This is a genomic window from Pseudomonas sp. NFACC37-1, assembly GCF_900101575.1.
Lineage (GTDB): Bacteria > Pseudomonadota > Gammaproteobacteria > Pseudomonadales > Pseudomonadaceae > Aquipseudomonas > Aquipseudomonas fluorescens_AA.
On the sequence record NZ_FMUZ01000029.1, the window covers coordinates 57,516 to 77,334 of the forward strand.

Here is a 19,819-nt window from a genome sequence, read left to right on the forward strand (position 1 = left end):
ACCCGGATATTGCGAACACCACAGTTCCACTGTGGGAGCGAGCTTGCTCGCGATAGCGTTGGGTCAGTACCTGAGATGCTGGCTGTGCTGCCGTCATCGCGAGCAAGCTCGCTCCCACTGGGTTGGGTGCCGTACCCGGATATTGCGAACACCACAGTTCCACTGTGGGAGCGAGCTTGCTCCCGCTGGGCTGCGCAGCAGCCCCTCGTTCATGGGATGTCTTCCTTCATCCCATTCGAGTGCAGGCGATGAACATCCGCCCGTTTAAGAGCAGGCAGGAAATCCTCCGCCATCGGCACGCCTTCACGCACGATGATCAGGAAACGTTTCTGAAGCGTATTGATGATTTCGTCACCATTGCTCAAGCGACTGCCGACCAGCGCGATATTGCTATTGGCTTCCCCCGCGCCGGTGATGATCCGTGCCGTGCTGCCATCGGCATACACCACCTGGTCGCCTTTCTGCGCGGCGCACACTTTCCAGCCATTATCCAAAGTGAACGTCAACGAAGATGACACCTGCTGGATCGTTCCGCCGTAACGCGTCTGGCTGCCCTCGGTGGCCACTCGATAAATAGCGATGGGCGGATGCGCTTGGACGAATGCTTTTTGTCGATTGACGAATGCCGCGACTTCTTCGCCGTAACCCTCCAGGTGGCGTTGCTCCAAGTACAAGTCATCCAAGTGACGGAGAGATTCACGGGAGATTTCGTTGGTGTAGAGGGCATCCAAAGATGAGTGCATTTCCAGGGGCCTTATTCATGGGCTTCAGGCTGCGCCCCTTGCCGCTGGGAAGGAGCATTGAGCCGGACGATTCGGAATGATGAATAAGACGTCGCAGCACAGGTGAATGGCAATCCCAACGGCGTGGTACCTGAAACGAATAGGAAGTGTCTCAACTAGAAATGCGCGTTTTCCTACAGCCGAAAGGCACTTTCGTTTCTTTGGCAAAGCAGCCCTCACCCTGATTCAAGGATGACGCGAACAACAACCTGGCATTTTCCAAGCACAAATTGGCTACTCCACTACTCACCATCGGCGGGGACCACTCGAGAGGAACAAACGCAGGCGACTCGCGAAGCTATTTTGGCATTCCTCACAATCACTCAATGATCCGTCAGCGCTCACGTCATAGCGCTCATTGATGGTGCTTACCCTATCGCCCCTCCCCGCATGCGGTACCTATATACCACCCACCCGAACTTTTCCTGAATAGGTTGTACTGCCAACATTCCTCCAGGAAGAAAAGCAGTGGAACACACCTCCCTTACAACGTCCCATGACTTGCCGTTCGCCGACAGCGCCGCGCTGCCGGATGCCCCGCTGATCAGCCAGCTCAAGGCGTCGCAGCAACAGATGATCCGCCTGAACGACGCCATCCCACGGCCTTCCAATGTGATGAGGCAACACCTGGATTATTGGTTCAGGAGAACCTTCCCGGCCTTGGCGGGCAGCATGACGGTACACGAGCTGTCCGTGCGCATGCTACGCGAAGAGACGATCCCGCCTGTGCAGCGCACAGGCGATGAGCCAGCAACCGGTAAGACGGTGACGGACACCCGCTTGCTCGAAACCCTTTTGCTGCAAGTCGTCGCTGGCAGGATCGATCCGCGGGCGTTCTTCCGTGACCTGGACGACATCGAGACTGTCATCCATCGGGACGGCACCACCACAGCGCCCGTCGCCCTGAACGAGCACGCCGCAAAAGCTGAAATCAAGCGGCTGATCAGCGCCACGCCGGCGCTTTATGAACGACTGCTCACCCGTGCATTGGATGAGTTCTGGAACAAGCCGGCCGACTTCAGCCAGGACCGCAACGTCGGCGACTGGCTGACGGACGAACTCGCCAGGCAACTAAAAGCCCAGGCCGACCTGCATCGGCTGGACACGACATTGAGCCCGCAAATGCACCAGACGCTGACCGACTATGCGTTGTCGGCGCCGGACGCAGCGTCTCGTGCACAGTTGGCGGACCGGGTCAGACCCGGGGTGTTCAGCCTGGGGATCACACCCCGCCGGTGGAGCTTCAGCGTACCGGTGTCGGGCGCCGTGGCCTTGTCGCGGTATGACAACACCAGCGATTCGGGAAATGCCGTGCTGTACCGCCCGGGCCAGCCGTTGCAACTGTACGACACCCTCGTGGCGCTCAAGGCCGGCCTGGCGCAAGACGGCAACGCTGGGGATGAAGTCGACATCGCGCCTGTCACCGAGCACTTCCTCGCTCGCCTGGTCACGGAACTGCGGACAGGGCAGAAAACCGCCGTGCGCGATGCCGTGCTGGACGGTCCCGCGGCATCGGAAGAAATCACCGCCTGGATGAACAGGGTCGATGCGGCGGCGGACATCGGCCACAAGCTGGACCTGGCGAACGCCATGGAGGAGCGCGAACTGCGGCTAAACCTCAAGAGACTCAATGACTGGCTGCACGGCAACCCGCACGTTACCGCCAGCGATCGCCTGGCATGGTGGGCGGCGACGCGGGCCCTGCACAACGCCCTGACGGATCAGCCCCCGCCGCCGGACCCGGTGACGCTGGCCACCATGGACGCTCTTCGGGACCGGACCCGTCAGTTGCTCGCCGATGTCATCAAGGCGAAATACCCGCCGGTCGACCCTGAGGACGTGTCCCTGAGCATCAGAAGAACCGTGGTCGATCCCCACGCACCAACGGGTAGCTCGCCGTTCGGCTCCGGGGTCTCGCAAGGCAGCGTGAGGGGAGTCGTCGATGACCGTCGCTCCCTGACGCAGTGGGCGATGTCCAACCTGACCCAGGACGAACGCCAGGCCCCTCACCCGACCGTGGAAGGGCCTCTGAGCTTCGCGCAAATTGTGGACGTCATTGAAAGGGCGAACATCGGCGCCCGGCTTCCGGTCGAGCTGCAACGCGTGGCCCGGGAACGACAGGCGCAGTGGATGGCCCTCAAAGCGCAACAGATGCGCGCCCAAGTGTGGGCCGCGCATATTTCGGGAGACTTGCGGCACGACCGGGACAATACCGGCTTGAAACTGGTACTGGCCGCACTGGGCGGCCCGACCGCAGCGGTGCGCGACAAGGTCAACGGGCACGAGGTGGTGGTCCGCCAACTGCAATGGGGCGACAACGTGCTGAGGGAAGTGCTGGCGTTTGGGGTGAGGGCGACGGCGAGCCGCCCCTCGTTGACGCTTTACACACCAGGCGCCCCCGACGGCAAGACATTCAGGGACGTGGATGCGCCAAGCGCGCGGGCGTTGGAAACAACCTTGGTGCAAACACTCACAGCCACGTCGCAGATGATCCGTTGGCTCATTTCGCACCTGCCGCTGCTCGAACAGGCCAAGCAACTTGCCAGCATGGTACCGACCTCGGAGAACCTGACGCCCGAGGAAAAAATCAAGAAAGTCACACAGTCTGTCTTCGCGTGGGCCAAGGACAGGGCACAGGATGATTTCGCGAAGACCATCGCTTCGCCCGTGGTCGAGGGGAATTTATTCAAAGCGTTGCATGAGACGCAAATCGCCCATGGGATCAAGACGGTGGACATGTTGACGGTGACCCATGCCGAGCGCGACAGCACCTACGCCCAAGAGGGACGCCGCAGCGCCGTCATGTTGCTGACGGGGGCGATGTCGATGTTCCCGGCAGGCCGGCTGGGCGGCCTGCTGGGACGGGCGATCCTGCCGACCATGGCCGGCGGTGCCGCGGTGTCGGCGATAGACGATGAGAACGGCAGCCTGCAGCAGTGGACCCTTGATTTTATCGGCGGGCTGGGAGAAGTCATCGCCGAGGCGGGGCAGGACTTGATCATGGCCCGCGCCGGGCGCCGTCGCAGACAAGCACGCCCGGCGCTATCGGCGCTCCCCCCCATGACGGACCCGGAGCTGGAGCCGTACCTGCTCAAAGGGTTCGACGGCCACGGGTTGATCCACGAGGGTCGTCACCGGTACCGGGATGCAAGCGGGCAAGGCTACCTGATGCTGGGGAACGGCTATTACAAGACCGCGGTCCAGGCAGGCGAGCAAATCATCTACGCACCCAACAACCGCTCCAACCAACGGACCGTCATTTGGGAAAATGATCGTTGGCGGGTTGAAGAACGTCAGCGCCTACGCGGAGGCGGCGCGCTCCAGAGCCTGTTCAGACGAGCCCCGCAGACGCCGCGAGAACGCAATTTCAATGCATTGGTGGAAGGGGTGCTGGTCAACAATCGCTACCCCACCCTCGAAGCCGTCAACACGGCAAAGGAGATTTTCCACACCATGCCCGACGCGCTGCTCGAACGCCTACTGGACGAAAGCATGGCCGACATAGGCGCCCTCGACCTCAACGCCTATCTCTCGAAAATAAGGGACCTGACCCAGGGCCGGGGCAATCTGTCCCGGCATCAGGTCGCCCACGACGATCTGCTGGACAAGATGAACACTTGGCGAATCGTGACCCTTAGCTATAAAGACATCGAAGCCAACGCGCCTGACGTCGAACTGAGCGAAACACAAAAAATAAAAATATATGACACGATCATTTCGCACAAAAACGTGTTCTTTACCGAAGATCGAATCCAGGTGCACACCACCATCATCACCGACAACCTGACCGGCGCAGTCTTCATGACCTTCACGCCTCATAAAGGCCGAAAAAGAGTGGCCATGGACAAGATATCCAAAGACACCCGGGCCATGTTGCACGCCGTGGAAGCCAAATTGAATGCCAAGGCCCAGGCGTTATATCCGGGGGATGGCCCGCAAGAGCAGGCCGCCCGAGGAAACTACATGGTTTCGGAGGATTACTACAACGAGATGATCGCTGCGCTTCGGGAAGAGAAGCAGCGCATGCACAAGCCTGGCCTGTTGACGGAAATAAGGAACAATCGAGTGCCTTATCTCATTGTCAACAAAGGCAAGGCACAGCGAAATACCATGCTGCTCACCGGCGAAGACATTACAAACTTCACCAGTTCGCTCGCAAACTATGAACCCTTCGACATCGAAATCGTTACACAGGCCAAGTCCAACAAAGTGACAGGGACACCCCCACCCACCGCCCCCATGGTTTTACCCGCCCCGGAACTTGTGCCGGATAAATTCCAGACCCGCACCAGCCCATTGGCCGAAACACAGATGTCATACGCCAGCTTTTCCAAGGAGGCTGAAGCCAAGGTCGGGGAAATCCTGGCAGATATCCGCGCCGGCAGGATAACCACCAAGCGAATCTATCGGTACTACTGGTACACCATGGCCCAACTGTCCCCCGGCGGTGGCAAAGGCGCATGGCGCGCCGCGTTCGAACGCAAGGGCGACACCTGGATACTCCAGGGCTTTTATGATTACCACGGCAATAAGCCCGCGACGGTCTGGGAAGGATAGGTCGATCGAATCGAGGTCGAGTGGTTGGGGATCAACAGCCAGTGCCTTGCGTCAATAAATCCACAAACGCCTTCGCCATCGGCGAACGCTGGTCCTTGCGCTGAACCAGCCACACGGCCGAGACCGCCGCCGGATCGAGCAGCGGTCGATAGACCACCCCATCGATACGCATGCGTTGGTAGGACGCCGGCAATACCGATACGCCCAGCCCTGCCGCGACCAGGCCGATGATGGTCATGGCTTCGCCGGCTTCCTGGGCGAAGTGCGGGCTGAAGCCGGCGTCGCGGGCCAGGCTCAGCAATTGCGCGTAGAGGCCGCTGCCGTAGCTGCGCGGGAAAAACACGAACGGTTCCTGGGCCAACGCCGAGAGGAACAGGCCTTTTTCATCACCCTGGGCCAAGGGATGCTTGGCGCTGAGCACGGCCACCAGGGGTTCGCGGCTGAGTTCGATTTCCCTCAGGGCGTCGGGCAGCGGCAACGGCCGCATGATGCCGACCTCGATCGCCTCATCCAGCAATGCGTCGGCCACTTGGGTGCTGCTCATTTCCCGCAGGTTCAGGTGCACCGCCGGGAAGCGCTGACGGAACGAGAAGATCGCCTGGGGAATGGTGGAGTTGAACGGCGCCGACGAAGTGAAACCGATTTTCAGCTCACCCAGTTCCCCCAGTTGGGCACGGCGGGCCACGTCGGCGGCCTTGTCGACCTGGGCCAACACCCGTCGCGCTTCTTCAAGGAACAGCCGCCCGGCCTCGCTCAATTCGACTCGACGATTGGTGCGCTCGAACAACCGTGCGCCAATCTCCTGTTCCAGTGCCTGGATCTGCTGGCTCAACGGCGGCTGGGAGATGCCCAGGGCCAGCGCGGCGCGGCCGAAATGCAGCTCTTCGGCAACGGCGATGAAGTAACGCAAGTGACGCAGTTCCATGGGCCATCCAATAGGTCGTCAAACGTCTTAAACAGGTCGAATAATATATTGGATAGAAACATTAGCCAGCTATATGCTTTTTTCATTGCCTGCCTGATCGTGTCCTTGCGAGGTCCACCGTGAAAACTGCTGTCGCTCCATTGGCCCATGAAATTCCGCCGCGTGCGCAGGACGATGTCGTCGCCGAACTCCAGGACCTCTACATCGAGAAAGGCACGCCGATGTTCATGCGCACCGTGCTGGCACTGTTCTGCGGTGGCTTTGCGACCTTTGCCCTGCTGTATTGCGTGCAACCGATGATGCCGCTGCTGTCCAGGGAGTTTTCCATCAACGCAGCGCAGAGCAGCCTGATCCTGTCGGTGGCGACCGGCCTGCTCGCCATCGGCCTGTTGATCACCGGCCCGATTTCCGACCGCATCGGCCGCAAATCGGTGATGGTGACGGCGCTGTTCGCCGCGTCGGTGTGCACGATCGCCAGCGCCATGATGCCGACCTGGCAAGGCGTCCTGCTGCTGCGCGCCTTGGTCGGGCTGTCGTTGAGCGGGTTGGCGGCGGTTGCGATGACGTATCTGAGCGAAGAAATTCATCCCAAGCACATCGGCCTGGCGATGGGGTTGTATATCGCTGGCAACGCCATCGGCGGCATGTGCGGGCGCCTGATCACCGGGGTCTTGATCGACTTCGTCAGTTGGCACACCGCGATGCTGGTGATTGGCGGCCTGGCGTTGATCGCGGCGGCGGTGTTCTGGCGGATTCTTCCCGAGTCACGCAACTTCCGTCCCCGTTCGCTGCACCCGCGCAGTCTGCTGGACGGTTTCACCCTGCACTTTCGCGACGCCGGGTTGCCACTGCTGTTTCTCGAAGCCTTCGTGCTGATGGGCGCGTTCGTGACGCTGTTCAACTACATCGGCTACCGCCTGCTGGCCGAGCCTTATCATCTGGACCAGGCCTTTGTCGGGTTGCTGTCGGTGGTGTACCTGTCGGGCATCTACAGCTCGGCCAAAGTCGGCGCACTGGCGGACAGACTCGGTCGCCGCAAAATGCTCTGGGCGACCATCGCGCTGATGCTGGCCGGCCTCGTGCTGACCATGGCCACCCCGCTGTGGCTGGTGGTCCCGGGCATGTTGGTGTTCACCTTCGGTTTCTTCGGCGCCCATTCGGTTGCCAGCAGTTGGATCGGCCGCCGCGCCCTCAGGGCCAAGGGCCAGGCTTCGTCGCTTTATCTGTTCAGCTACTACGCCGGATCCAGCGTGGCGGGCACGGCCGGCGGCGTGGCCTGGCACCTGGGCGGCTGGAACGGGATCGGCCTGTTCATCGGTGGCTTGCTGGTGATTGCGTTGTGGGTGGCGGTGAAGCTGGCGAAATTGCCGTTGTTGCCGGGGAATATGTAGGCGCTGTCGAGCGCAACGAGGCTGCGATCTCGTCCCAGGCAATTGAGTCCGGAGCGAAAGGATCAAAATCAAAAGATCGCAGCCTTCGGCAGCTCCTACAGGGCGCAGCCGAGTCATTGGCGCAAAACCACTCGCGCGCCCAACACACCATGCTCCACTTCCAACGTCAGCGACCGCAGCACCGCGCCTTCTCGCTCCTGTTGATCCAACCAATGCAGCAACGCATTCGCCTCACCACTGACGGCGAGTCGCAACGAGTCGCCGTCGACCTCCATTTGCGCCATGTCCAACCCCGCCGCTGTCGCACTTTCATTGACGCGCACCGACAAGGGCCGCGTGGCGACAGTCATGTCCCGGGTGGGTTCGGCACGCTGGATCCGGGCGTTCAGTTCAGCCTGTTGCAGATACTGGCGTTCGGCAACCTCCCGTCGTTGCCAGGTCGGTTGCCAAATCGCGCTGTAGGCCAGCGCCACCGACAACACCCCGGCAAGCCCCAGCAACAGCCCTTGTTCTCGGCGCGACAGGCTTCCCCACGTCTGTTTCAAGACCCGCCATCGATCGACGTTCATCAACTGTTCTCCAGTGTGAGGATGGCCTGCACCCGATTGCTCTGTTTGCTCGCGCTGCCCAGGGTGACGGGCAAGCCGTTTTGCTGCCCGCGTTCACGCAGTTGTTCAAGCTCGACGAAACTGTTCGCCGTCAACTGGATCTTCCAGCCTTCGCCTTCACGAAAATCGATGCGCTGCACCTCGACGTTGCTGGCGCCAATGACCTGCTCGGTCAGACGGGTCAGGCGCGCGACCTGAGTGTCGTGGCTTTGCCCGCGCCGACTCTGCAATGCCTGGAACTGCGCCGCCAGGTCGACGATCCGCTCCTGCCCGGGGTACAGCGACCTGAACCGCTGCTCACTGTGGGCATACAAAAGCCGGGTTTCGCGCTCAAGAAAACGTACGCGGGCGTCGCCGAAGGCCCAGGTGAGCACCAACATGCCCAGTGCCACCGCCGAAACGCCACGCCATGGCAGCGGTCGACGACGTCGACGGAACTCACCTTGCAACAGGTCGATGGGGCGTCCATCCGCACTCAGCAGCCATTCATCGATGCCCGGGCAATCGCGCTCTTCGTCCAGCCAGTGAATGTCCTCGGGCAAGCCGGGCTTGAGCGCCGCCAGGGCCCGCGCCGACAACGCCAGCCGCGCTGGCAGCCCTGCGCCCAACAACCAACGCCCGAACCAACGCACGCCCAATGCCTGCTCATCGGCAAGCAGGTCGGCGTCGACATGCACCGCCCGCGTATCGATGCCTTGCTCGACGAGCAGCGCCAGAAGCGCCTGGAACCGGGCGCGTTCCGTCACCATCAGCGGATAGCGGTGCTGACGGTCCCGCGGGCCGACGCTGATGTGCAGCGCCTCCAGGTTTTCACTCAGTTGTTCTTCGATGGCGAATGCCAGCGCCTGGGGCCGGGGCGGGCGTCGAGAGGGCCACGGATCGCTGCGCAACCAACTGCACATTTCCATCGGCAACAGCACATCGACGGGCCGGCCGCTCAACTCGCCGGCCGCCTCGTGCAACGGCAGGCGACGACGCTCGCCGCTGGGCGACCACACGCAGCACGGCCAGTTGGCACAAGGCGCGGACAGGCCCTCGGCGGTCAGGTAAAGCCAGGTTTTCATCAAGGAAGCTCACTGGGACTGAAGGGTAAGAAACGTCGCTGGCGAACCGTCCAGCGCCCGCTGACAGCATCACGCTCGATATCCGAGGCCAGGCGCAGACGGCTGTCGGCATGGATCACGCTCACGGTGATTCGAAACCAGCGACTGCCCACCCCCAACCCATGGCTGTTGAGGCCCGCGCCGGATAGCAACGGGTCGTTGGTAAACGCCTGCACGCTGGTGTATGGCGCCTGGAGCCGCTGGTTGACCAACGCCTGGGCGGCACCCGCCTCCATGCCATCGAGGGTCATCAGCACGCGCTGCGGGGCGGTATTGATGTTCATCCGCGCGTCCTTTGGCAGCAACGCCACCCAGGGCTCCAGGCGCCGTAGCGTCGGGCCGTCGATGCCCGGCAGCAGGCGCAGTTGACTCAACTCCTGTATCGGTCCGACCTGGGGCAACGACAGCGGCGGCAGATCCAGCAAGGCCAGCAAGCGGGTCCAGCGACCGAGGGTGACCTGATCGATTTGCCCCAGGGCCAGCAGCCCATTGAGATTCAGGCGCCCGGACAAATCCTCGATACCGATGTGCAGCTCGGCACCGTCCATTTCCATGACAGGCCCGAGCCGGGCCCAATCCTGGCTCAGGTCAACGGGCCCGGATGGCGTTATCCCACTGTCTTCCAACACCACCCGCGCCCAGTCTTCCCCAGCCAATCCCAATTGCCGCAACTGGACCTGTTGCAGTTGCTGCGCGCTGCTGTGCAACAGCAGGCGATGGCTGCGCAACAGCCCACCGACCAGCAGCAATGCCAGGCTCAACACCAGCAGCACGCTGATCAGCGCCACGCCGCGTTGGCGCTTCATGGCAACGCTTCCGGCAACAGCAGCACCCGGCGGATCTGTTCGAAACGCCCCGCAGACACGATCAACTCCAACGCCAGCGGCGCGGTACCACTCACGGTTTCAACGCGCCAGCCCCGTTGCCGGTCGAACACGCGCCAGCTCAGGCTGCGGACGTCGTCGAGCAATATCTGTCGCTGCACAAGCGTCATGCCTTCACCGACACTCTCGCGCCATAACGCGCCGCCCTTGAGCTGATAGTTCACTGTTTGCCGTTCGCTGCGAGGCTGGTCCAGTGGGTTGCGCCAATGGCTGCGCTGCAACTGCAAATGCCCGGGCGCGAGCACGACCGAGTCGGCAACCGCCTGCCACACATCCCGTTCGATCACGCCGACAGCGCGCTGCAAGGCCCTGATGTCGCGCTCATGTTGACCGACTCCCTGCTGGGTCCGCACGACCCCATCGAACAACCGCCAACTGGCCAGGCCGAGCAAGGCAAAAATGGCGATGGCGATGACCAGCTCCAACAAGGTGAAACCCGCTTGCTTATTCATGATGGCTGCGGATCCAACCGGTGGTGCGGTGTGCGACGGTCGCACTGTCATCGCGGCTGACCTGGATCTCGACCTGCAACAGGCGCCCATCGCGGGCCGGGGCGATGCGCTGCTGCAAGACCCAATCGCGGCGATCCAAGTGCCGATTCAGTCGCTGTTGTCCGGGCGACGTGACCATTTCCAGGCGCAGTTCGCTCAGTTGATTGTCCGCCAGCCAGGCGCCGAACAGACGCTCCTCAAGCCCGGCGCTTTGCTTGAGCACGAACTGGCTGGCCGAAAGTACGGCCGCCGCCAGCGTCGCGAAAATCGCCAGGGCGATCATGACTTCCAACAGCGTGAAACCCTGGCAACCGGCGGCCTGCCTGCGCGCATTACTCATCGATCAGCGGCTCCCCCAGGCCATCGCTCGATACCCGGGCAACCGCCTGTCCAGCGACGTTGATGAACAGCCTGAACGGACTGATCTCGTCACTGCTGAGCATCAGCAACTGGGGTGAGCCTTGAACGGCATCGAACGACAGGACATGACCGTCCAGCTCCAACCCGAGCGTCAAGCCCTCGGGCAATCGATGGGGCACCGACACGGTCGTCCAACCCTGGACGTCGAGTCGCAACGCCTGATAACCGCCGGGCTGCACGTGCACACCATATTCCTGCCCGTCCAGCACCGCCCGCTCGCGCAACTGCTGCACCAGCGCAATGAAGTCCCGGGCTTGCTGGCGGGCTTCACGCGCCGGGCCCGGCCCGGTGGCGAAGCGGACCATGCCCGCCAGGACGCCGATCAAGACGATGACGACCATCAGCTCCAACAAGGTGAAGCCCCGGCAACGACGCGGCATGTTCACTCGGCCCAATTGCCGATGTCGGCCGCCATCCCTTCACCACCCGACACGCCATCGGCGCCCAGGGAGTAGAGGTCATAGCCTCCATCGAGGGATTTGTGCCCAGGGTTGAGGTACTGGTAGGGCGTGCCCCAAGGGTCGACCGGCAAGCTTTTCAGATAACCCTGGGGGTTCCAGTTCCTGGCCGCAGGGGTACCGGACGGGCGTTTGCTCAACGCCTCCAGGCCTTGTTGGGTCGAGGGGTACTGGAAGTTGTCGAGGCGATACATTTCCAGGGCCGTGGCGATCGCCTGGATATCGGTGCGGGCGGCCGTGACCTTGGCCTGGTCGGGTCGGCTCATGAACTGCGGCACGACGATGGCGCCCAGCACGCCAATGATGACCACCACCACCATGATTTCGATCAGGGTAAAACCGCGTTGTTGATAGCGTGGGGGTCGGTTGCTTTGGAATTTCATCGGTCAGTTCACCAATTGGTTGAGGCTCAGGATCGGGAGGAGAATGGCCATGACGATCAGCAGCACGACGCCGCCCATCAGCACCAACATGGCCGGTTCGAAAAGGCTCACCACCAGCGCGATGCGCGCCGCGAGGCTGGCCTCCTGTTGTTCGGCGGCCCGGGCCAGCATGTTGTCGAGTTCGCCGGCCCGTTCGCCGCTGGCGATCATGTGCAGCATCAGCGGCGGAATATCACCGCCCTGCTCCAGGCCACGGGTCAGGGTTCCGCCTTCACGTACCGAACGGGCGACATCGGCCATGCGGGCGCGGATCATCAGGTTGCCGATCACCTGGGCGGCGATGTGCAAGGCCTCCACCAGCGGTACCGAGCTTTTGCTCAGGATCGCCAAGGTGCTGGCGAATCGCGCCGCTTCCATCGCCCGCAGCACCTCGCCCAGCAGCGGCAGCCGCAGCAACAAGCGGTGCCAGCGCAGGCGCCACGCCGGTTGGCGCAAGCTCCAGCGCCACAACCCGAACAGCCCGGCCAAGGCACCGAGCAGCACCAGGCCATGGCGGCGCAAGCCATCGCTCACGGCGATCAGCGCCTGGGTCAGCCAGGGCAACGGCTGACCGCTGTCGATGAAAATCTTCACCACATCCGGCACCACATAACCCAGCAGGAACGCGACAATCGCGACACAGGCCAGCATCAGGATCAGTGGGTACACCAACGCCAGTTGAATGCGCTGGCGCGAGGCCTGACGCGCCTGGGTGTAACTCGCCAGCTGTTCCAACACCTGCCCCAAGTGACCCGACTGTTCCCCCGCCGCGACCGTGGCGCAGAACAGTTCGGGGAACGCTTGAGGGAAGGCCCTCAGTGCCGTCGCCAACGCGTGACCTTCCATCACCCGGCTGCGCACCGCCGCCAGCAGGTGGGCAACGCGGCGTTTCTGGCTCTGTTGCGCCACCGCTCCCAGGGATTCCTCAAGGGGTAGGCCGGCCTGGATCAAGGTGGACAGCTGCAACGTCAGCAACGCCAGATCCGCCGGCCCCAAACGCCCCCCGGCATGGCGCCCGCCCAGGACTCGCGGCTCCTTGGCTTCGGCCAATTCGCTGGGCAGCAAGCCGCGCTCGCGCAACAACTGTCGAGCATGCCGGGGGCTGTCGGCTTCCACGCGGCCCTTGCAGCGTCGGCCCTGGGGGTTTTCGGCCTGATAATCGAAGGTCGGCATGGCGCTAATCCTCCTGGGTAATGCGCAGTAATTCGTCGACGCTGGTCAGGCCTTCCAGCACGCGCTGGCGACCGTCCTGGAACAGGCTGCGGGAGGTCTTGCGGGCCTCGGCGGCGAGCGCCTGCTCGGTGGCGCCCTGGTGAATCAGCTGCGACAGCGCAGCGTTGACATGCACCAGCTCATAGATGCCGAAGCGCCCGCGATAGCCTTTCTGGCATTGTTCGCAGCCCTGGGCCTTGAACAGCCTGGGCGCGGCATCGGCGTCGAGGCCCAAGCGCCGACACGTGGCGGCGTCGGCCACATAAGGGGCTTTGCAGGAAGGACACAGACAGCGCAACAAACGCTGGGCGACGATGCCGGCCAGGGACGACGCCAGCAGATACGCATCCACGCCCATGTCCACCAGCCGTGTGACCGCACCGACGGCGGTGTTGGTGTGCAGGGTCGAGAGCACCAGGTGCCCGGTCAGCGACGCCTGGACGGCGATTTCGGCGGTCTCGCGATCGCGTATTTCGCCGACCATCACCACGTCCGGGTCCTGACGCAAAATGGCTCGCAAACCGCGGGCGAAGGTCATGTCGACTTTCGGGTTGACCGGCATCTGGCCGATGCCCGGCAGGTGATATTCGATGGGGTCTTCGACCGTGAGGATGTTGCGGCTCTGGTCGTTGAGGCTGCTCAGCGCCGCATACAGGCTGGTGGTCTTCCCCGACCCCGTGGGCCCGGTGACCAACACGATGCCGTGGGGCTTGCCGAGCAACTGGCGCAGGCTCGCCAAGGTGTCGTCGGGCAGGCCCAGGCGTTGCAGATCCAGACGCCCGGCCTGCTTGTCGAGCAAGCGCAACACCACCCGCTCGCCATGGGCCGAAGGCAGGGTCGAGACTCGCACATCGACCTCGTGCCCGGCCAGGCGTAACGCCATCCGGCCGTCCTGGGGCACGCGTTTTTCGGCGATGTCCAGGCGCGCCATGACCTTGATCCGCGACACCAGCAGGTTCGCCAGTTCCCGGCGCGGGCGCAGCATTTCCTGCAACTGCCCGTCGATGCGCATGCGCACCGACAGGTACTGCTCGAACGTTTCCAGGTGCACATCCGAAGCGTGCTCGCGGACCGCCTCGCTGAGCAGCGCATTGATCAGGCGAATGATCGGCGCATCACCCTGCTGCTCCAACAGGTCGGTGGTCTGCGGCATCTGGTCGGCAAGGCTGAGCAGGTCCAGTTCCTCGTCCAGGCCTTGGGCCACCTGCTCGGCAGCGCTTTGGCCCTGGCGATAGACGCTGGCCAGGCGCGCGGCGAACTGCGCCGGCGCCAGGACCTGGATAGGTAGATCCCGCCCACACAGGCGCCGGACTTCAGCCACGGCAGTCAGGGGCGTGTCGCTGCGTATCGCCAGGCTCAAGGTCGGCCCCGCGCCTTCCAGCAGCACGCCCAGGCGCCTGGCGAAACCAAAGGGCAACGGCTCGCTCACAGGTCCTCCGGCTGCGATGGACGCAAGTCAAGCGCCGGCTCCTGCGCAGACGATTCGAACAACTGGCGGGCGTCCCGGGGCAGCAGCAGCGAATTGTTTTTCCGCGAGCCCGGTTTGCTCAACTCCCGGAGCGCGTCGTAGCGTTGCCGGCTCACATCGGCCAGGTCCTCGCTGCTGCGCACGATGGTCGGGCGCAGGAACACCATCAAGTTGCTTTTGGTCTGGGTGTCGCGGTTCCAGCGAAACAACGCGCCCAGGTAGGGAATACTGCGCAGCAGTGGCACACCGCTTTGCTGGCTGCGGACACTGTCGCGGATCAGGCCGCCGATCACGATGATCTCGCCATCGTCCGCCAGGATCGTGCTCTTCAAGGCGCGCTTGTTGGTGATCAGGTCCGAGGAGTCCACACCGGAGACCGACGGCGCGATGTCCGACACCTCCTGCTCGACTTCAAGGCGCAAGGTCGAGCCTTCGTTGATGTAGGGCTTGACCTTGAGGCTGATACCCACATCCTTGCGCTCCACAGTGGTGAACGGATTGTCCGCGCCGTTGCCGCTGGTGGCGTAGGAACCCGTCTTGAACGGAACGTTCTGGCCCACGATGATTTCCGCTTCCTGGTTATCCAGGGTCAGCAGGCTGGGGGTGGACAGCAGGTTGCTGTGGGCATTGCTCGCCAGCGCCGAGACCAGCGCACTGAAGCGATCGCCGCCCAGCCGCAGGAAGGCGCTTTCCTTGGTTTTATCCAGCTTGTTGAAGTCCAGGCCGATGATCGGGATGTCGGTTCCCGGGAAGTTGATGCTCCCTGTCGCGCTACCGCTCTTGAGTCCCCACTGCACCCCCAGCGCTTCGGAAATATCTCCGCTCACCTCGACGATGGCCGCATGAATGAGCACCTGGGCCCGGGGTTGGTCCAGCTCCCGGACGATGTTCTCGATGATGCGGACCTGGGCCGGCTCGGCGATCAGGACCAAGGCATTCTGGCTTTCATCGGCCTTGATCCTGAAGGGGCTGGTACCCGCGGTTTCCCGTTGGCCAGCGAGGGCCGGCGTGTTTTTCCTATCCTGGCCGACACCTTCCAGCACCTCGGCCAACTGTTTGGCATCGCTGTGACGCAGACGGATGACCCGGGCGTTGTCCTGGGAGGCGGCTGCCGGCACGTCCAGGGTCCGGGCCAGGTCGACCAGGCGTTGACGCACCGCGGGCGCGCCGATGATCACCAGCCGATTGCTGCGGGCATCGGCGATCACCACCCCCGCCGTATCCCCCTCGCGCTTGCCGCCGGAGGCTTCCACGAGTGGGGCGATGTCCCCGGCCTGGGCGTGCTTCAAGCGCACCACCACGTGATTGCGGTTGCGTCCTGAATCCAATCGTTGCACCACGCCGGCGATGCGCTGGACGTTGGCGGCGGTGTCGGTGACCACCAGGGCGTTGGACGATACCGAAGGACCGACGTAACCATTGGCCGAGACCAAGGGGCGGATCAGCCCGGCGACATCGGCGGCGATGCTCGATTGCAGGTCGAGAACCCGGGTGACGAACTGCGACGGTGTGGCGCTTTGTTCGTCGGCGACACCGGCACGCGTCTTGGCATCGCTGACCGGCGTGATCAGGATCCGCTCGCCTTCGTCGATCACGGTGAAGTTATGGGCATCGAGTACCGAATAGAACAACCGCCGCACCCCTTCGCGGTCCAGGGCCTCACGGGACATGACCGTGATACGCCCCGACACCCGAGGATCGAGCACCACGGTCTTGCCCAGGATCGCGGAAAACTCTTCGACCACATCGCGCAGTTCCGCGTTGTTCATCGCCAGTTGCCACTGGGCCTCTTCGGCCTGCAGCCAACCGGCGGGCATCAGCAGGCAAGACGCGGCGAAGCAGAACAGGACGCGCGAAACACGCTCCCGGATAAAGCTGTTCATGAATTCGATCACTCTGATTGCCCGGCCACCGGGCGTAGGTATTGCGAGGAATGCGGCGCGGCATGGCCCCCGTCTTCGAGGCTCAGCCGGCGCAGCAGGGGCTTGGCTGCGGGTTGCAGGGCCAAGCGCTCTTCACGTCCGTTGCGCCACAACGTCACATGGCTGGTCTCGACCCGGCGCAGCACGCTGCCACCCGGCAAACGCTCGCCCACTTGGTAAATGCGCGGGCCAACGGCGTCCGCCAGCAAGGCCCGCGACAAACCTTGGCCAGCGACAAAACTGGCTTGCAACGTGATCGCTTCAGCGCTGGGGGCATGGGCACCTTCGGGCGTCAGGCCGAATACCGTCGCGACGGCTTGTGCGTTGGGCAGGACAGGCGCCGGAGCGGTCGGCGAGCCGCCAACCACTGGCACATCACGGGCCACTGCCTGGCGATAACGCCACTCGTGCCCGGCCAGCAACACTCCATACAACAGCGGTACGAGCATCAGGATTGTCGTGGGCAAACGACTGCCAACCTTGAAAGAAACACTCACTTTTGCGCCCGCCGGATCATCGCGCCCGAGGGCTTGGCGAAGGTCATTCGCCGCACCACCCTGCGTCCGGAGCACTCATGCCAGGCCACTGCGCAAAGATGCAGCGCCACGAGCACGGAAAGCACCACGCAAGCCGAGGTATGGATCGTGCTGGCCCGTTCGATCAGCGCCGGATCGCTCAGCGGCTGGGGGAAGTGAACGAGTCCGAAGACACTGATCGCGCTTTTCATCATCAGGACGCCGGTCACCAGGACGACAGCAATGACCAGGTAGATCACGGCGTGTACCGCAAAGGCCAGCTTCTTGATTGGCGCAGGCGCTGTTCCATGGGACTCCAACGCGCAGACAAACAGGCAGGCTCGCCATACGAACAGCGGAATGAACAACGTCGTCAGCGACACATTGAATGACCCGATCCAGTGTTCGGTCGCAGCCGACACTGGGTTGTAAGCCACATAAAACCCGGACACCAAGGTCCACAGGATAATGACCGCCGACAGCCAGTGCAGCAGCACACGTGGCCGGGAATAATTGGAATGCATCACGCGCCCTCCTTCGAAGGCTCCAGGCAATCCCTGCGGATCGCCCGAAGCCGTGCCTATCAGGACTTACAGCTTGTCCCAGGCGCTTTGCCAGGAGGCACCGATACCCGGCTCGAAGCCGTTGGCGGTCGGGGAGTATTGCTTGCAGTAGCCGGACGCTGGGAACGGCTTGCACTCGAATACTTCGTCAGTCTTGGGTTGCAGCACCTTGGTGCCGGCGGTGTAGTCGCTGAGACCTTTAGGAAACTCGAAGTCGTACTCGATGCCCACGCCGTCACCGGTCAGGGTGACGCTCCGGGTATCCTGGCGAGTGCTGCGTCCGTCTTCGGTGGTACCCACCAGCGTCAAGGTGTGGGCACCCGGCGCACTGCGTACATCAATGCTCAGGCCGGTATTGCCTTCAGCCACAGTCTGGCTCACCGTACCGACCTGCTTGTTGTTTTCATCGAACAGCGTGGCCTGCAGGTTCATCCTGCGGTTGGTCTGTGCTGCGAACGCCATGCTGACCCGGCCTTTGTCCAGTACATATTCCGGCTGCAGGGAAGCGACCTCCATGCTGGCGCCAGGGTCTTCCTTCATGTCCAGTTGCACTTCATAGCGCTTGACGCCGCTTTCGTCCTGGGCATACAGCTTGTTGGTACCCTTGATCGGCGTGATATTGCCCTCGTCGTCACGGATACCGGCACGAATCAAAGGATGGGCCTTGTTGATGGCCTCGGCCAGTTTGAACGACCAGTTCTCGGGCTTGCCTTCGTCGGCGTTGTCGATGCTGATCTCTACGCTGTATTCGGCATTTTCACCGGTGGCGGAGAATGCCCGGGCCTTGACCTTGTCCCCCGCCAGCAGTGGAGCCGACGGTGCGATGCTGCCCACCGGCGACCAGCCGCCCGGCAAGGCGGCTTCGGCGAGGATGTTCACATCCGCCGGATTGTAGAATGCGTTGGCGGAGTCCCCGACCGTCCAGACCGCCAGGATGACGTGATGACCCGACTTGCTGTCGGGAATCACACAATTGTGCTCGGCACCACTTACCGGCACTTGATTACCGCCGTCTACCGTACAAAACGGTGCACTGTCGAACGATGCGCGCTCGAGCGGCTTGTTTGGGTTCCACCCCTCACGGGTAATGAAATATTCGTGTTTGGTCGCCAGATGTGGGGCGATGTATCGCCATTGGAACGCAATGTTGCGATCGCGGATTTCAGTCAGTTGCCAGCGAGTGGACGACTGCGCATCCAGGGCGGAAAACAGCGGGTTACTGCCGCTGGCAATCTGGCCGTCGATCGGGCCTTGCAGCGGGGCGCCGCCTGCTCCGTTCGGGAAGCCCTTGAACGTTTCACCGGTACTATGAGGTTCGTATTGCGCACCACCGCAGTTTTTGTTTTCACCTTTCTGGCATAAAAATGCCCGCGAAGGCGGCACTTCGAGGTATCCGTGGGCGAATACACCCTGGGATGTCAGCATGGCCGACAACAGAACTAACGACGATGCGCACCCCGTTAATACGCCATTCTTGTTGAAGTTGTTTTTCATATAAGTTCCAGACTATCCATCGAGATTGAAAGACGTTTTACCGTCATCTTGCAAGGCCCGCCGGATCGCTCAGTGCACGGCCTGCAAGCACCGGAACCTTATAGAAAGTTTAAGCCCCCCTATGTAGGAAAAATCTCTCAAAATAGAAGGAATGATCTGTTAATCTATTTCCCTTACATAGAAAGAGAAACTTCTTATAAATGGCAATAACTATTAAACGCTGACAAACAGTAACACCTGGCCAACTACGATCAGGCGTTAAATTGAAAGTTATAGGGCAGACAATCGGCATAGGGGACGGCCTTCATAGGCCGTTCCCCTGCCACACCACCCGGCATGCGGGTCCGCACCGGGCGGTTCGAGAGATTGAGGTCAGGAGAGACGCGGTAAACCCGTTCTGTCGAACCACGCTATATCGAGCACTCGGTTGAGTTCAAGAGCGCTATTGCGCCACCAGCAGCGAGAGCTTCCCGCCACTTTGCGAGCAGTAGCCTCACTTGCACCCAACCTGCGTAGCTCTCGATAGATCGTTGAACTACGCCGCCATTGCTTGAGCTGGATTGCTCGTAGTCGGTGTCGTATCCATTCATCTAACTCTCGCCAG

At 62.3% G+C, this 19,819-nt stretch carries 17 protein-coding genes and 1 pseudogene; 2 read left to right on the forward strand and 16 right to left on the reverse strand.

Annotated features, from left to right (window positions below; genetic code table 11):
• Positions 1-209: 209 nt before the first annotated feature.
• Entirely contained in the window at positions 210-743 is a 534-nt protein-coding gene (locus BLP82_RS23620; RefSeq protein ID WP_092173621.1) for a PAAR domain-containing protein, read from the reverse strand.
• Between the two features lie 507 nt (positions 744-1,250).
• Between BLP82_RS23620 and BLP82_RS23625 the strand changes: the two genes are divergently transcribed.
• Positions 1,251-5,339, forward strand: a complete 4,089-nt coding sequence (locus tag BLP82_RS23625; RefSeq protein WP_092173625.1) for a dermonecrotic toxin domain-containing protein — start codon at positions 1,251-1,253, stop codon at positions 5,337-5,339.
• A gap of 31 nt (positions 5,340-5,370) precedes the next feature.
• Here BLP82_RS23625 and BLP82_RS23630 read toward each other — a convergent pair whose 3' ends face one another.
• Positions 5,371-6,264: a LysR family transcriptional regulator gene (locus BLP82_RS23630; RefSeq protein ID WP_092173630.1), complete on the reverse strand. Its 894-nt coding sequence runs from the start codon at positions 6,262-6,264 to the stop codon at positions 5,371-5,373.
• A gap of 221 nt (positions 6,265-6,485) precedes the next feature.
• Here BLP82_RS23630 and BLP82_RS23635 point away from each other — a divergent pair, with 221 nt between their 5' ends.
• A complete protein-coding gene (locus BLP82_RS23635) occupies positions 6,486-7,655 on the forward strand; it encodes an MFS transporter (RefSeq protein WP_371914145.1) in 1,170 nt (389 codons plus the stop codon).
• A 113-nt stretch (positions 7,656-7,768) separates the two neighbouring features.
• Here BLP82_RS23635 and gspM read toward each other — a convergent pair whose 3' ends face one another.
• The 14 genes and pseudogenes from gspM to BLP82_RS31740 form a co-directional block, all read right to left on the reverse strand.
• Positions 7,769-8,224 carry a type II secretion system protein GspM gene (gene gspM / locus BLP82_RS23640; RefSeq protein WP_092173639.1) on the reverse strand — a complete coding sequence of 152 codons (456 nt, stop codon included), beginning with the start codon at positions 8,222-8,224 and terminating at the stop codon, positions 7,769-7,771.
• Positions 8,224-9,327 (reverse strand): type II secretion system protein GspL, encoded by a 1,104-nt coding sequence (gene gspL / locus BLP82_RS23645; RefSeq protein ID WP_092173643.1) that lies wholly within the window; start codon positions 9,325-9,327, stop codon positions 8,224-8,226. The genes gspM and gspL overlap by 1 nt, the downstream gene beginning before the upstream one ends.
• On the reverse strand, positions 9,327-10,172 hold the full coding sequence (locus BLP82_RS23650) for a type II secretion system protein GspK (protein WP_092173648.1): 846 nt from the start codon (positions 10,170-10,172) through the stop codon (positions 9,327-9,329). Before BLP82_RS23650 ends, gspL begins: the two co-directional genes overlap by 1 nt.
• Positions 10,169-10,702, reverse strand: a complete 534-nt coding sequence (locus BLP82_RS23655) for a type II secretion system protein GspJ (protein ID WP_092173651.1) — start codon at positions 10,700-10,702, stop codon at positions 10,169-10,171. The genes BLP82_RS23650 and BLP82_RS23655 overlap by 4 nt, the downstream gene beginning before the upstream one ends.
• Positions 10,695-11,081 (reverse strand): type II secretion system minor pseudopilin GspI, encoded by a 387-nt coding sequence (gspI, locus tag BLP82_RS23660; protein WP_092173654.1) that lies wholly within the window; start codon positions 11,079-11,081, stop codon positions 10,695-10,697. The genes BLP82_RS23655 and gspI overlap by 8 nt, the downstream gene beginning before the upstream one ends.
• Entirely contained in the window at positions 11,074-11,541 is a 468-nt protein-coding gene (gene gspH / locus BLP82_RS23665; RefSeq protein WP_092173658.1) for a type II secretion system minor pseudopilin GspH, read from the reverse strand. Before gspH ends, gspI begins: the two co-directional genes overlap by 8 nt.
• A 2-nt stretch (positions 11,542-11,543) precedes the next feature.
• Positions 11,544-12,002 carry a type II secretion system major pseudopilin GspG gene (gene gspG, locus BLP82_RS23670; protein WP_092173663.1) on the reverse strand — a complete coding sequence of 153 codons (459 nt, stop codon included), beginning with the start codon at positions 12,000-12,002 and terminating at the stop codon, positions 11,544-11,546.
• 3 nt (positions 12,003-12,005) lie between these two features.
• Positions 12,006-13,214 carry a type II secretion system inner membrane protein GspF gene (gene gspF, locus BLP82_RS23675; RefSeq protein ID WP_092173666.1) on the reverse strand — a complete coding sequence of 403 codons (1,209 nt, stop codon included), beginning with the start codon at positions 13,212-13,214 and terminating at the stop codon, positions 12,006-12,008.
• Between the two features lie 4 nt (positions 13,215-13,218).
• Entirely contained in the window at positions 13,219-14,682 is a 1,464-nt protein-coding gene (gene gspE / locus BLP82_RS23680) for a type II secretion system ATPase GspE (RefSeq protein ID WP_092173668.1), read from the reverse strand.
• Complete coding sequence (gspD, locus tag BLP82_RS23685; RefSeq protein ID WP_170842367.1) at positions 14,679-16,604, reverse strand: type II secretion system secretin GspD; 1,926 nt, start codon at positions 16,602-16,604, stop codon at positions 14,679-14,681. Before gspD ends, gspE begins: the two co-directional genes overlap by 4 nt.
• A gap of 8 nt (positions 16,605-16,612) precedes the next feature.
• Complete coding sequence (locus tag BLP82_RS23690) at positions 16,613-17,140, reverse strand: type II secretion system protein N (RefSeq protein WP_092173677.1); 528 nt, start codon at positions 17,138-17,140, stop codon at positions 16,613-16,615.
• The gene (locus BLP82_RS23695; protein ID WP_092173682.1) at positions 17,137-17,682 is read right to left on the reverse strand and encodes a cytochrome b; all 546 of its coding nucleotides are present in this window, start codon (positions 17,680-17,682) and stop codon (positions 17,137-17,139) included. Before BLP82_RS23695 ends, BLP82_RS23690 begins: the two co-directional genes overlap by 4 nt.
• A gap of 66 nt (positions 17,683-17,748) precedes the next feature.
• Positions 17,749-19,215, reverse strand: coding sequence for an N-acetylglucosamine-binding protein GbpA (gene gbpA / locus BLP82_RS23700; RefSeq protein ID WP_092173687.1), 1,467 nt, complete (start codon positions 19,213-19,215; stop codon positions 17,749-17,751).
• A 372-nt stretch (positions 19,216-19,587) separates the two neighbouring features.
• Positions 19,588-19,819, reverse strand: a pseudogene (locus BLP82_RS31740) (group II intron reverse transcriptase/maturase); the annotation flags it as partial.

Excerpts from the sequence above, each read along its gene's own strand:
- gspG (WP_092173663.1), bottom strand. The coding sequence starts at position 12,002 with ATGAAATTCCAAAGCAACCGACCCCCACGCTATCAACAACGCGGTTTT.
- BLP82_RS23695 (WP_092173682.1), bottom strand. The coding sequence starts at position 17,682 with ATGCATTCCAATTATTCCCGGCCACGTGTGCTGCTGCACTGGCTGTCG.
- BLP82_RS23655 (WP_092173651.1), bottom strand. The coding sequence starts at position 10,702 with ATGAATAAGCAAGCGGGTTTCACCTTGTTGGAGCTGGTCATCGCCATC.
- BLP82_RS23630 (WP_092173630.1), bottom strand. The coding sequence starts at position 6,264 with ATGGAACTGCGTCACTTGCGTTACTTCATCGCCGTTGCCGAAGAGCTG.
- gspF (WP_092173666.1), bottom strand. The coding sequence starts at position 13,214 with ATGCCGACCTTCGATTATCAGGCCGAAAACCCCCAGGGCCGACGCTGC.
- gspM (WP_092173639.1), bottom strand. The coding sequence starts at position 8,224 with ATGAACGTCGATCGATGGCGGGTCTTGAAACAGACGTGGGGAAGCCTG.
- gspH (WP_092173658.1), bottom strand. The coding sequence starts at position 11,541 with ATGCCGCGTCGTTGCCGGGGCTTCACCTTGTTGGAGCTGATGGTCGTC.
- gspD (WP_170842367.1), bottom strand. The coding sequence starts at position 16,604 with ATGAACAGCTTTATCCGGGAGCGTGTTTCGCGCGTCCTGTTCTGCTTC.
- gbpA (WP_092173687.1), bottom strand. The coding sequence starts at position 19,215 with ATGAAAAACAACTTCAACAAGAATGGCGTATTAACGGGGTGCGCATCG.
- BLP82_RS23620 (WP_092173621.1), bottom strand. The coding sequence starts at position 743 with ATGCACTCATCTTTGGATGCCCTCTACACCAACGAAATCTCCCGTGAA.
- BLP82_RS23635 (WP_371914145.1), top strand. The coding sequence starts at position 6,486 with ATGTTCATGCGCACCGTGCTGGCACTGTTCTGCGGTGGCTTTGCGACC.
- gspL (WP_092173643.1), bottom strand. The coding sequence starts at position 9,327 with ATGAAAACCTGGCTTTACCTGACCGCCGAGGGCCTGTCCGCGCCTTGT.
- gspI (WP_092173654.1), bottom strand. The coding sequence starts at position 11,081 with ATGAGTAATGCGCGCAGGCAGGCCGCCGGTTGCCAGGGTTTCACGCTG.
- BLP82_RS23650 (WP_092173648.1), bottom strand. The coding sequence starts at position 10,172 with ATGAAGCGCCAACGCGGCGTGGCGCTGATCAGCGTGCTGCTGGTGTTG.